Genomic DNA, 12,583 nt, shown 5'->3' on the forward strand with positions numbered 1-12,583 from the left:
GAGCAGAGTCTGGCACTCGGACTGTTGCGGCACCGTTTCCGGACGCGCACCGAACTTGCCCGGCCAAACGGCATCAGCATCGTTTCGCAGGATCGCTCGTTCTGCCGCTTCGACATCCGGTGGACCTTCTCGCCGCTGGCCTATGACCACTGTCACGTCGACTTCACCCTCGACTGTGTGATGCGCTCATTTTTCCTGATGCCCGTCGTCGAGATGCTGATCCTGCCGATGGCCAGCAGCATGGTCAGCGCCTTCGAACTGCGCGCGCACGCCCTGGCCGCAACGGCCGCCGTTCGGCGCGCCGGACCGTCTGAATCCGGGTAGCCCGCACTCCGGCGCGGCGGAGATCCCGGCGCCTTGCCGGGCGGCGGCTGGCGATTCGCCCTGGCACATGAAATCTAGCGGTTTTGCCAGCGTCGCCGGGTAAAATGCGAAGCTTCTCGAACCAAGGACTGCCACGTGAGCCAGGAGCCAACCAGCAATGCGGCGAGTTCATCCACACTCGCCAGCACCAATTTCATCCGCAACCTCATCGAAGCCGACCTCGCCGCAGGCAAGCACACGCAGCGCCGCTGGTCGGGCAGCCCGGGCCCGGCAGCACGACAGCTCACCGGCCCGCTCGATCCGGCACGCATCCGTACACGTTTTCCGCCTGAACCGAACGGCTATCTGCACTTCGGTCACGCCAAGTCGATCTGCCTGAATTTCGGACTGGCACAGGATTACGGTGGTCGCTGCCATCTGCGCTTCGACGATACCAATCCGGAGAAGGAGGAACAGGAATACGTCGATTCGATCGTCGATTCGGTACGCTGGCTGGGTTTCTCCTGGGAAGATGCGGCTGTGGAATCGGCTGAAGCCGCGGTGCGGGAATGCAACCTCTATTTTGCTTCCAACTATTTCGACTGGATGGTGGAGTTTGCCGAGTACCTGATTGCCAGCGGCAACGCCTACGTCGATAGCCAGAGTGCCGACGAGATGCGCGCCACGCGCGGCACGTTGATCGAGCCGGGTACCGATTCGCCCTTTCGCCAGCGTGGCGTCGAAGAAAACATGGACCTCTTCAAGCGCATGCAGCAGGGCGAGTTTCCTGATGGCGCGCATGTGCTGCGTGCCAAGATCGACATGGCGGCGGCCAACATCAACCTGCGCGATCCGGCGATCTATCGCATCCGGCATGCCAGTCATCACAACACCGGTGACCGCTGGTGCGTTTATCCGATGTACACCTATGCCCACCCGATCGAAGATGCGCTGGAGAACATCACCCACTCGATCTGCACACTCGAATTCGCCGACCAGCGGCCGTTCTACGACTGGGTGCTCGAGCGCTTGGCCGAAGGCGGACTATTGCAGCGCCCGCTACCGCAGCAGATCGAGTTCTCACGCCTCAACCTGACCTACATCGTGCTCTCCAAACGCAAGCTGATCCAGCTCGTCGAGGAAAGGCACGTTGCCGGCTGGGACGACCCGCGCCTGCCCACCCTGGTCGGCGCCCGTCGTCGCGGTTATCCGGCCGAAGGTTTCCGCCTGTTCGCCGAGCGCGTCGGTGCTTCGCGCTCGGATTCCCTGATCGAGTACACGCAGCTCGAAGATACCATGCGCGAGGTGCTCAACGACTCGGCCGAGCGGCGCATGGCGGTGCTCGACCCGCTCAGGCTGGTCATCGACAATTATCCGGCCGGGCAGAGCGAGGATTGCCATGCCCCCAATCATCCGCTGAGGCCCGAGATGGGCAAGCGTGTGATGCCTTTCGGCCGCGAGTTGTGGATCGAACGGGAAGACTTCATGGAGCAACCGGGCAAGGGTTATCATCGACTCTATCCGGGCAATCTGGTTCGCCTGCGGCATGCTTACGTCGTGCGCTGCACGGGTTGCGAGCGCGACCAGAACGGCGTGGTCAACGCGGTGCACTGCGACTACCTGCCGGACTCGAAGAGCGGCAGCGCCGGCGCCGACAACTACAAGGTCAAGGGCAACCTGCACTGGGTTTCTGCGGCGGCGGCCTGCCTCACCGAGGTGCGGCTATACGACCGGCTGTTTGTCGTCCCCTCTCCCGGTGCCAGGCGCGAAGGTGATCCCGAAGGCATCGAGCGTGACTTCCGCGAGGACATCAACCCGGGCAGCATTCGTGTCATCGAAGCCTGGCTTGAGCCCTCGCTGAAGGAGGCGCGTCCGGAAGATCGCTTCCAGTTCGAGCGGCATGGCTATTTCGTCGCCGATCGTGTCGATTCGCAGCCTGGTGTGCCGGTCTTCAATCGCACCGTCACGCTCAAGGACTCGTGGTCGAGCAAGCCCGGCCAGAGGAGGTAGGAACGGCCGGCAATGTGGTCAGCAGTTGATCCGGGGCGGGCGCCAGGCTCTGGCGCCCGCCCCGGGGTGGCCGATGTCAGCCGCCTGGCTGGAGCAGTTTGAGCACCTTCTCCGGTGGCCGGCCGAGCACTGCCTGGTCGCCACGCACGACGATTGGCCGTTCGATGAGGATCGGATGCGCGACCAGCGCGTCCAGCCATTCGTCTTCGCTGAGCGAACGCCCGGCGTAGTGCTCCCTGAAGACGGCCTCCCCGCGCCGGACCAGCGCCGCAGCCGGCATGCCGAGCTTGTCGAGCAACGAACGCAGTTCGTCCTTGCTCGGCGGTGTGCTCAGGTAGTCGATGATTTCGGCGGCGATGCCGCGTTCGGCGACCAGCTGACAGGTGGCACGGCTCTTCGAGCAGCGCTTGTTGTGATAGATGCGGACGGGTATTGTGCTCATCGGCTGCCTCGTGAGGAAAGTGTGATCGGAAAAAAGGAGGCCGCTGTCTGCTGCGACCGGCGCTAACGCCAGAGGCTGAGCGGCGGGTCGGTGATGATTGCACGCAGGATGTCGCTGCGCGAGACGAAGCCGACCAGTGCCGCGCTTTCGTTGACGATCGGCACGCCGTCGATCTGGTGCTCGAGCATCACCTCAGCGATGCGCCGAATGTCCGTCACCGGGTCGGCGCTGACCACCGGTGTGCTCATCACGTCGCTGACCTGGCGCGCCAGGACGTCGCGCGCGCCACCCTCATCGACGTTGAGTGCGGTCAGCAGATCCCGCTCGCTGACGATGCCGACCAGCTGGTAGCCGGGATCGAGGACCGGCGCCTGGTGAATGCGCCTTTCGAGCAGGAGCCGCCAGGCGCGTTCGACGGCGTCGCGGCTTGACACCGAGACGACCTGCCGCTGCATGATCTGGTAGGCGTGATAGAGCGGGCCACGATCAGGTTCGGCGCGCAGCATTTCGCGGTAGGCGCCGAGGGCCTGTGCAGTCGGGGCGTTGAACGGGAGACGTGGCTCGTCCCCGGCAATCGGCCGGATCGCCCTGCTGTGGAGAACGCCGGGCAGCTCCTTGAATCTTTCGAATGTGCCACGGAAGATCGGGCCACTCAAGCCATACACCGAGAACACGCTGTTCTCCTCGTCGGGTGCTTTGGTGCACCTTGCCCGTCGATCGTTGCCGCCCTTGACCTGGCGTCAGCCGGGATGATCCCCGTCCGGCCACGGTCTTTGCTGACGATGTTGCGGCTTGCCGAACCGGGCGGGGGGCTTCCCCGAAAGAAGCAAGGCCTCGCCAGAGCGTGGCCTGTGTGTCGCAAGGCTCCCCGATTCTAGCGCGACTTCCGCTGCCGTGCTGCTGCCAGGCCGAAGAAGCTGATCGCCAGGAGAAGCAGGGTGTCCGGCTCGGGGACGAAGCTGGCCATGGCTGCGGCAAGCAGCTTGTGCCCTGCTGCGGTCGGATGAATGCCGTCCCAGAAGAAGTAATCGTCGCAGTTCGCTCCGACGATCGCCGAACAGGCGTTGGCCGCATCCGTCAGGCCGTAGGGATTATTGATCGGGTCGGCCCGCACCGCCATGCTGACTCCGGTAATGAAGCCGAAGGCGTCGAAGATGCGGACGCCAGCTGCGAGTTCATCGTCGAGAGCCTGGCGCAGGGACAGGTTCATCAACTGCGATACCGTTGCACCCAGCACCCCCGCGTTCTGTGCCAGGATGGCGGGCGCCACCCCGGCGTTGGGTGTGTTCCAGACGACGATGTCATGCGCTCCGGCCAGCAAAAGCTGGTCCACCATCCCTTCGACGTAACCCGCATAAACCGCTGCGCGGGCCTGGATGCCTTGCAGCACCTCGAGCTGCGTCTTGCCGGCGGCAATGTCCTGGCCGGCTGCGGAGATGCTGTCACGTGCGTCGTTTCCCCCACCGGCCACGACATACAAGGCGTCAGCCGGTGCCGCCGTCTGGTTCTGGGCCAGCGAGGCAAGAAAGCCCGCCACCTGGGTGCTCAGACTGAAAGGAAAGTTCGAGACGACCGGCCCGACCCGAGCCCCCGCATAGGCGTAGTTCGTTCCGCCGAGGTTGGAGGCCAACGCTCCGCCGCTTCCGATGTGCGGGGAGCTGGCGAAGGTTTCTGCCCACACCGCTCCGTTCGAGTAGCGACCGCCAACCGGTGTGCTGTACGGAAAATCCGGGATGAAGGTATTGCCCGAGGTGGGTAGCGGCGTGCGCAGCGTACCGGGTGGCAGGGGTGGTCCGACCACGTAGTCGAAGACGAATGCGTTGTTGCCGCTGTCGGACAGGCTGTCGCCAAACAGGAAGAGATTCGAATAGGCCGCCTGTACCCCGGCCGGAACGGTCAGGCAGGCAATGGCCAGCGGCCAGGCCAGCAATTGCCGTTCGACCAGCCGTATGACGGCTCTCGCCTGCGGCAGGCAGTGCGCAGCGAGCCGCTGCAGTACGTTTGTGCCGGTCATGTCCTGGTGCTGATTGATCTCCCCCACTCTGTGTTCCTCCTTCGGTAATAAGCGTCTTGAGCGTGCCAGGAAAAATAGCCGACCGCGATCACGCGGTCGGCCGATCTGTCTGCCTTTCTGTGAAGCAGTACACCAGATTATTTTTTTGTCGATCGGAAGCACAAACTGCGCCATACAACACAAAGACATGATTTATAGATATTGTCTGGCCATTCTTCCAGCCTTCGGAGGAGCGGGTGTAAAAAAATCCGACAGCCAGCCGGGCGAGGGTCGGCTGATGGGGCGAGCCTCTCGCTGGCATCCGGTGGGTCGATCCCAGCGGGATGGTCGGTGTCGCCCGCTCGCCCATTTCGATCGTGCGCAGATCCGGACCTCTTGCCGCTTGGCCCATCCGTATCGCCTTACTCGGCACGCAAGGCTTCGACGGCGTTCAGACCGGCGGCTCGCCGGGCGGGGAGCACTCCCGCCAGCAGGCCAATGGCGATCGCCAGTCCTTCGGCCAGTGCGACGAAGCTGAGCGGGGTGTGTACCGGCAGGGCGGGCAGCAGCAGGTGGATCAGTTGCGCCAGCCCGATTCCGAGCAAAAGGCCGAGCAGCCCGCCGAGCGCCGAAAGTGCGACCGCCTCGCCGAGAAAGAGACCGAGAATCGTGCGGCGTGGCGCGCCGAGGGCGACCAGCAGGCCGATTTCCCCGGTGCGCTCGGCCACCGCGATGGTCATGATGGTGACGATGCCGACCCCGCCGACGAGCAGCGAGATGCTGCCCAGCGCTCCTACCGCCATGGTCAGGACGTCGAGGATGTTTGACAAGGTGCGCAGCATGTCTTCCTGCGTCGTGATGGTGAAGTCTTCGCGTCCGTGGCGCGCCTTGAGTGTTGCCGTAACCAGCGCGCTGACTGCAGCGGCCGGGACTCCCTCCTCATAAGAGAGGTCGATCTTCATGATTCCGTCGCGGTTGTAGAGTTCGAGCGCGCGGGCGGTCGGGATGTAGGCCGCGTCGTCGAGGTCGATGCCGAGGAACTGTCCCTTCGCTTCGAGAACCCCGATGACGCGAAACTGCAGGCCGCCGACACGCACCCGCGCGCCCAGCGGGTTGTCGCCGCCGAACAGCTCTTCCTTGAGTTTGGCGCCGAGCACGAGGAAGGCACGTGCGTTGTCGGCATCCTCGGCGGGCAGGAACTGACCGCTGCGTACCCGGATGCTGAACACCTTGAGCATTGCCGCGCTGACCCCATTGACGGTGGTCCGGCGCAGGCGGCCATTGGCGTTGACCTCGGTGTTTCCCCAGACGGTGGCGGTCATGCCGGTGATGTGCGGCAGATGTTCGAGGGCACGCGCATCGTCCAGGGTCAGGGGTCGTACCGAGGTCGGGATGCCGGTCGGTGCGTGGCCTGCGGTTCTGGTCTTGCCCGGTGAGACGCTGATCACGTTGGTGCCGAACTGGGTGAACTCGGCGAGGACGAAGCGGTGAATACCCTCGCCGATCGAGGTCAGCAGGATGACGGCGGCGATGCCGACGGCAATGCCGAGCAGGGTGAGAAAACTGCGCAGCCGGTGCGCGGTGATGGCGCGCAGGGCGAGTCGGAGCGAGTCGCGCGGGCGGATCATCGCGGTCTGCCGGGATGGCTCAGCGCTTCGACAGGGACTGCACGGGGTCGAGCCGCGCCGCCCGGCGCGCCGGCAGGACGCCAAAGGCGATGCCGGTGGTCAGCGCCGTGCCCAGTCCGGCCAGTACCGCCCAGTCGGGCGGGAAGGCCGGAAAGGCGGGATACAGTTGCCGGATGATCGCCGCGCCCAGTTGGCCAAGGGCGAAACCGAGCAGGGCGCCGGCCACCGACAACATGGCCGCTTCGGTCAGAAAGGCGTTGCGGATGGTCGCTCCAGTTGCTCCGAGCGCCTTGAGCAGGCCGATTTCGGCCGTGCGCTGGGTGACCGAGACGAGCATGACGTTCATCACCAGGATGCCGGCAACGGCCAGGCTGATCGCCGCGATGCCGGCCACGGCAAGGGTCATCGTGCCGAGCAGGCGGTCGAAAGTGGCGAGTACCGCATCCTGGGTGATGATCGTCACGTCCTGTTCGCCCTCGTGGCGCAGCCGGATGATTTCGGCAACCTGCGTCCTGGCCGGCTCGATCGCTTCCCGGCTGGCCGCCTCGACCAGGATGCGGAAGAGGGTGTTGCTGTTGAACATGGCCTGCGCCAGGGCGACCGGAACGATCACCAGTTCGTCGGTATTCATGCCCAGCCCCTGACCGGTCGAAGCGAGAACGCCGACGATGCGAAACCGTCGGTCGCCGACGCGCACCAGTTGGCCGAGCGCCTCCTGCTGGCCAAACATCTCATCGCGAATGCGGGCGCCGATGACTGCTTCGGACACGCCGCGTCGCCAGTCGCCCGCTGGCAGGAACCGCCCTTGCGCCAGGGCCAGGCGGCGCACTTCGATGAAGTCGGCGGTGGTTCCGGCCACCATGACCTCGCGCAGCTTGCCGCCAGCGCTGATCTCCGAGGTGCCGACGGCGAGCGGCGCGACCCGGTGCACGGCGCTGGCGCGCCGCAGCGCCTGCGCATCGTCCACCGTCAGGTCACGCGGTGTACTGGTGATGGCGTTGCCCGGGTTGAAGCCACCGGTCTGTGAGCGACCGGGCAGAACGATCACCAGATTGCTGCCGATCGAAGAAAACTGGTTGAGCACGTAGCGGCGCGCACCGTCACCGAGCGCCGTCAGGATGACCACGGCGGCCACGCCGATGGCCATGGCCAGGATCAGCAGAAGGGTGCGCAGCGGATTGCCGGTTGCCGCATCACGGGCGAAGCGGATCAGGTCGGGGGCGCGCATGGGTTGGTCTCGCTGTCACGCCGGCGGTCGTGCCGTAATGCGCCGTCCTCCATCAGCAGTTGCCGGCGCGCGCGCGCGCCCAGCACGCTGTCGTGGGTGACGACGATCAGGGTGACGCCATCCTGATTGAGTTGCTCGAGCAGGCGAAGCACTTCCTCGCCGGTCGCCCGATCAAGGTTGCCGGTCGGCTCGTCGGCGAGAATCACTGCCGGCCGCATGATGGTTGCCCGGGCAATCGCGACGCGCTGGCGCTGGCCACCCGAGAGCTGGTCCGGACGGTGATCGGCCCGGTTGCTCAATCCATAATCGCTGAGCGCCCGGCTGACGCGCGCGGCGCGTTCGGCTGGTGGCAGGCCGGCCAGCACCATGGGCAGGGCGATGTTCTCGGCGGCGGTCAGCCGGGGCACGAGATGGAAACTCTGGAAGACGAAGCCGATTCGCTTGCTGCGCACGCGCGCCTGCTCTTCGGCCGACAAGGTGGTGACGTCGCGCCCTTCCAGACGGTAAGTGCCGGCATCGGGCCGGTCGAGCAGGCCGAGCAGGTTGAGGAGCGTCGACTTGCCCGAGCCGGAAGGCCCCATGACGGCAACGTAGTCGCCGGCGCCAATGCTCACGTCAAGCTGGCGCAGCGCGTGCACATTGCTGTCACCGAGGTGGAAGACCCGTTCGATACCCGACAGCTCGATCAGCACTGCAGCCATCAATCACTTGCCGGTTGTCGGCTTGTGGTCCTCGACATAGTGCGCGCCGGGTTTGACCCCGGCCCGTTCGAGCGAGGTGACGACCAGTTCGCCGACCTGCAGGCCATCGATCACCTCGGTGAACTCCCAGTTCGCCAGTCCGGTTCTCACCTGGCGCTCGGCCAGCCGGCCGTCGCTGTCGGCGACCAGCACGCGGCCGCCGGCGAGCAGCGCCGACGAAGCGATGCGAATGACGTTTTCGCGGACCGCGAGGATGACTTCAAGGTCGGCGCTGTAACCGACCAGCAGCTTGCCCGGCGCGCTGGGGTCATTGAAGGTCGCCTCGATATCGACCGTGCGCGCCTGTTTTTCGACCGCCGAGACGTAGGGCGCGATGCGTCTGACCGTGCCCGCGAAGGACCGCCCGGGCAGCGCGTCGAGACTGATCCGCACGGGCTGCCCGGCGGCGATCCGCGGCGCGTCGACTTCGTCCATCGGTGCCTTGACATAGAGGCAGGAGTCGTCGATCAGGTCGATCGCCGGCGGGGTCGGCACCCCGGGTGGCGATGGCGTCGAGTATTCGCCCACTTCGCCGACGATTTTGGCGATGGTGCCGGCGAAGGGCGCGTAGAGCACCGTTCGCCCCTGTTCGACGTGGCTCAGCCTGACCCTCGCCTCGGCCTGGGCAACGTCGGCCTTGGCCGCAGCGCAGCTGGCGCGTCGGGCCCGTGCCTCGCTGCGTGCGTTCTCCTCGCGGGTTCCCGAGACGAAACCCCGGGCGCGCAGTGCCGACTGCCGTTCGGCTTCCCGTTCGAGGTTGGCCGCCATGATGCAGGCTTCGGCGACGCGCTGGCGGGCTGTTGCGACCTGTGCCGCAAGCCAGGTGCTCTGCGCCTGTTGGTCGTCGTTCCAGAGTTTCATCAGCAACTGGCCCTTGCTGACCCGGTCCCCTTCCTTGACAGCCAGAACTTCGATGCGCCCGCCGGTGATGGTCGACAGCCTGGTGCGCTGGCAAGCCTCGACCGTTCCCGCACGGGTGTTCGAGATCGTCGCTTCGACGAGGCCACGTTCGATGGTCTTCAGTACGACGGCGACCGGCTCCGGCCGGGTGACCCACCAGACCACACCGGCAATCAGGAAAACGGCGGCCAGAGCGATCAACAGGCGGCGGCGGACAGGCGGTGGCATGCGGCGGTTTGGCAAGGGCTGGAGGTTGCTTGCGTCAGGGTGGGGATGGCGTCGTCAGGCGCAGGCATCGCTGGCATCCAGCTTCTACTTGACCCTCCCGCCGGTTGCCGGGGCACTGCCCAGCTCGCGCAGTTGGGCCAGCTTGGCCTTCATTGCCTTGTTCGAGGCATCGAGGCGGAGCGCTTCATCATAAGACTGGCTGGCCAGCCGGACATAGACGTCGCCCAGGTTCTCGCGCGCCAGGGCGTATCCCGGGTGAGTCCTGATGGCCATTTCGAGCAGTTGACGCGCCCTGTCGTACTGTTTCTGCTGGGCATACAGCACGGCCAGGTTGTTGTAGGGTTCCGGCAGTTCGGGATAGTCCTCGCTGATCTGCGTGTATAGGGTGATTGCTTCGCTCTGGCGACCCATCTCGGTGAGGATCAGGCCTTTGAGGAAGCGTCCGTGGAGCTCTCTCGGTTTGCCCGCGATGGCCAGCTCGACCTTGTCAAGGGCCTGTAGAGCCTGGCCCTGTTTCAACAGACGCTCGGCTTCCGCAAGCTCGTCGGCGACCGCGGTGGAAACGCAACAGCCGACCAGCAGGCCGACGATCAAGGCACGGAGCGATGCCGAAAACTGCTTCGGGAGGGTCGAGAGCATACGTGGGGTTCACCTGGCCAGGCAGCGGATGGCTGCCGCATGAGCGACGAATTCTAACAAGAAGTCCCGGCAAACCAAAGCAGCCGGGAATTCAGCCGCTAGTGCGCTTGTTTGCGACCGATGGCGCGCGCCGGGCAGCCGATTCGCCCGGCTAGCCGGCTCACTTTCTGCGGAACAGTCGCTCGGCGTTGCGGAAGGCGATCTGTTCGGCCACGTCGGGTGGCAACTGTGCCAACCAGGTGCGGTAGGTGGCCATGATGTCGCCGTAATTGTTCCAGCGCTCGTCGATCCAGGTGTCGGAACCAACGAGAAAACGTTCCGGGTACCTCTCGAACAGGGTCTGCCAGTCCCGGGTGAGCTTGCCGTTGCCGTCCGTGATGCCGTGGCGGTAGGAGAGCTCGCACCACAGGTTGGGATACTTCCGCAGGAAGTTTTCGACCCTGGCCGGCTCGGTCGAAAATCCGGTGTGCGCCCAGATGATCTTCGCCCCCGGGTTCTGGCCGAAAAGGATTTCCAGGGCCTCGTCATCGGCGTGGGCGTGCAGGTAGAGACCTTGCCTTACGGCAAAGTCGACGGTTTTCCTGACCTGTGGCCCATGGGCTGCCTGGCCTGCCAGGTGAAACTCGCCGATACCCTGGTAATAGCCATGCTTGAACTCGCCGACGATCAGCTCCGTGGTCTGCGGATCGTTCATCCAGGTCTGTACGTCGCTGCGCGTCCGATAGGGGCGGATGAAGGGTACCACCCAGAGATCCTTGGATTTCGCCTCCTGGAGCGCGCGCGTACCATCGTTGGGGTGGCTGGTGGCGAGGATGCCCATGATCCTCTGTGCGCGGAACAGGGCATGCAGCCTGGCGAGTGGGAAATGCGCTGCCGGTTCCCAGTTGTAGTGCAGGTGAGCGTCGAACAGGGGCAGTGGCGGATCCGCTTCGCCGCTTCCCGCCGCGTGCGCCATACCCAGACCGAGCGAGCAGATCGTCAGCAGGGACAAGAGGTGACGGGCTGGCATGGTGATCTCCTTTCGACGGGGACGGTGCAAGCGTGCGGGGCTATCGGTAGCGAGCCCGGGCTTGCCAATAGACGGCAAGTCACGTCGATCGTTTCGGCGTGCCGAGCGCCGGCGGTTTCCGGGAGTTGCCTTGGGCGGGGAGCGTCGCGCCCTGCCGGCTGGATACCTTCCGCGACCCTGTCGATACAGACGTGCTGCCAGCACGGATTGTTCACTGTTCACTGCACGAGGCGGTCAGGGCGAAAAGACGCTGCAGGCGTCGTGAGCCATGCTTCTTTCGTGCGGCGGAGCGCTACCGGAGTTCGCCGGGAGCCACTCGCTGCGGCGAGAGGCTTCTGCAGTGCCTTGTACCGTGCGATCTCCTGGTAGAACAGCGGCAGGTTATGCTCGTGCCGCGCGCAGTGGCTACCCGGGCAGTGAGGTGCCCCGAACAGCACGACCCGGGGCAGGCGCGGATCTGCTGCCTGCGCCAGCATCTGCAGGATGACCAGGCCGCCGAGGCTGTGGCCCATCAGATGGATGTCGATCGCCTGGGTTGCGCCAATGAAGCGCGCCAGGTCCAGCGCATTTTCGACAGCGTGCAGCGCACGCTCGGGTAGGCGAAGCGCAGCGCGCGGTGGCCGCGACGCCGCAACCAGCTGCCGTGCAGGCCGAACACCGCTGCCGGGGTCCACAGACCGTGCATCAGGATCACCTTTGCCGCGCTCGCACCCTACTTGCGCAGCACTGCTTTCCAGTTACGAAAGACGTCGAGGTCGACCCCGTCCGGGTAGTTCAGCAGACCGGGGGCGAAGCCCTTCTTGCCCCGTTCTCCGTATTGCCAGATGATTTCCTTGGTCTTGCGATCGATCACGACGACGCGGTCGTTGAGATCGTCCACCACCAGGATGTCGCCGGTGTCGGGCAGTTCCCGGGCAATCGAACAGTGGTCGAGCATCTTGTCGCCGTCCTTGACAAAGTAGTCCCAGGTGATCTTGCGTGTTGCCGGGTCGAAGATCACTACCCGGCCGGGCTTCCAGAAGTCGGCGACGATGACCTGCCTGCCGTCCACTGTCGGGAAGGCGTCGGAGGGATAACGGATGTTCGGCGCCTTGACGCTCCACACAACCTGACCTTCACGGGTGATGCGCGAGATCCACGCACCCTTGATCTCGGTGACCAGGATGTCACCGTTTTCCATCGGCGTAGCGCCGTTGGGATAGGCCAGTTCGTGCGGCGGATCATGCCGGCACTTGCCCGGGGTGCCCCACTGGCTGATCACCTTGTTGTCCTTCGGATCGATGATCAGCACCCGGCAGTTGCGAATGTCGGCCGTGATGAAACGGCCATCGGCCAGCAGGTGAGCGTCGTCCGGGTAGTTCAACAGGCCGTCGCTGCTGCCGCGGGTGTCCGGTATGCCGTAGGTCCAGGTCAGTGCGCGCTTCTCGTAGTCGACGATGTGCACGTCGAAGTTGTCTTCCTCG

General features: G+C 65.0%; 14 protein-coding genes. 2 read left to right on the plus strand and 12 right to left on the minus strand.

Going from position 1 to position 12,583, the window contains the following annotated elements; all coding sequences use genetic code 11:
- A partial coding sequence (locus tag JNK99_RS16315; protein WP_291855115.1) for an SRPBCC family protein occupies window positions 1-324 on the plus strand: 324 nt, incomplete at its 5' end.
- Window positions 325-459: 135 nt separating this feature from the next.
- Window positions 460-2,313 carry a glutamine--tRNA ligase/YqeY domain fusion protein gene (locus JNK99_RS16320; protein WP_291855117.1) on the plus strand — a complete coding sequence of 618 codons (1,854 nt, stop codon included), beginning with the start codon at window positions 460-462 and terminating at the stop codon, window positions 2,311-2,313.
- A 76-nt stretch (window positions 2,314-2,389) separates the two neighbouring features.
- On the opposite strand, the gene arsC is transcribed toward JNK99_RS16320, so the two are convergent.
- From arsC to JNK99_RS16380, 12 genes are all read right to left on the minus strand, one after another.
- Window positions 2,390-2,755 carry an arsenate reductase (glutaredoxin) gene (arsC, locus tag JNK99_RS16325; RefSeq protein WP_291855120.1) on the minus strand — a complete coding sequence of 122 codons (366 nt, stop codon included), beginning with the start codon at window positions 2,753-2,755 and terminating at the stop codon, window positions 2,390-2,392.
- A 62-nt stretch (window positions 2,756-2,817) separates the two neighbouring features.
- Window positions 2,818-3,429: a CBS domain-containing protein gene (locus JNK99_RS16330; RefSeq protein WP_291855123.1), complete on the minus strand. Its 612-nt coding sequence runs from the start codon at window positions 3,427-3,429 to the stop codon at window positions 2,818-2,820.
- A 200-nt stretch (window positions 3,430-3,629) separates the two neighbouring features.
- Window positions 3,630-4,796, minus strand: coding sequence for an SGNH/GDSL hydrolase family protein (locus JNK99_RS16335; RefSeq protein ID WP_291855126.1), 1,167 nt, complete (start codon window positions 4,794-4,796; stop codon window positions 3,630-3,632).
- Window positions 4,797-5,170: 374 nt separating this feature from the next.
- Window positions 5,171-6,376, minus strand: coding sequence for an ABC transporter permease (locus tag JNK99_RS16340; RefSeq protein ID WP_291855129.1), 1,206 nt, complete (start codon window positions 6,374-6,376; stop codon window positions 5,171-5,173).
- A 19-nt stretch (window positions 6,377-6,395) separates the two neighbouring features.
- On the minus strand, window positions 6,396-7,604 hold the full coding sequence (locus JNK99_RS16345; RefSeq protein WP_291855132.1) for an ABC transporter permease: 1,209 nt from the start codon (window positions 7,602-7,604) through the stop codon (window positions 6,396-6,398).
- On the minus strand, window positions 7,586-8,305 hold the full coding sequence (locus JNK99_RS16350) for an ABC transporter ATP-binding protein (RefSeq protein WP_291855135.1): 720 nt from the start codon (window positions 8,303-8,305) through the stop codon (window positions 7,586-7,588). Before JNK99_RS16350 ends, JNK99_RS16345 begins: the two co-directional genes overlap by 19 nt.
- Window positions 8,306-8,308: 3 nt before the next feature.
- Window positions 8,309-9,472 (minus strand): efflux RND transporter periplasmic adaptor subunit, encoded by a 1,164-nt coding sequence (locus tag JNK99_RS16355; RefSeq protein WP_291855138.1) that lies wholly within the window; start codon window positions 9,470-9,472, stop codon window positions 8,309-8,311.
- Between the two features lie 84 nt (window positions 9,473-9,556).
- A complete protein-coding gene (locus JNK99_RS16360) occupies window positions 9,557-10,111 on the minus strand; it encodes a tetratricopeptide repeat protein (protein ID WP_291855141.1) in 555 nt (184 codons plus the stop codon).
- A 160-nt stretch (window positions 10,112-10,271) separates the two neighbouring features.
- On the minus strand, window positions 10,272-11,120 hold the full coding sequence (locus tag JNK99_RS16365) for an amidohydrolase family protein (RefSeq protein ID WP_291855144.1): 849 nt from the start codon (window positions 11,118-11,120) through the stop codon (window positions 10,272-10,274).
- Window positions 11,121-11,338: 218 nt separating this feature from the next.
- The gene (locus tag JNK99_RS16370) at window positions 11,339-11,704 is read right to left on the minus strand and encodes an alpha/beta hydrolase (RefSeq protein ID WP_291855149.1); all 366 of its coding nucleotides are present in this window, start codon (window positions 11,702-11,704) and stop codon (window positions 11,339-11,341) included.
- On the minus strand, window positions 11,632-11,805 hold the full coding sequence (locus JNK99_RS16375; RefSeq protein ID WP_291855152.1) for a hypothetical protein: 174 nt from the start codon (window positions 11,803-11,805) through the stop codon (window positions 11,632-11,634). The genes JNK99_RS16370 and JNK99_RS16375 overlap by 73 nt, the downstream gene beginning before the upstream one ends.
- A gap of 27 nt (window positions 11,806-11,832) precedes the next feature.
- Window positions 11,833-12,583: PQQ-binding-like beta-propeller repeat protein (locus JNK99_RS16380; protein ID WP_291855147.1), on the minus strand; the 751-nt coding region annotated here is incomplete at its 5' end.

It is taken from the genome of Accumulibacter sp., from assembly GCF_016789985.1.
GTDB lineage: Bacteria > Pseudomonadota > Gammaproteobacteria > Burkholderiales > Rhodocyclaceae > Accumulibacter.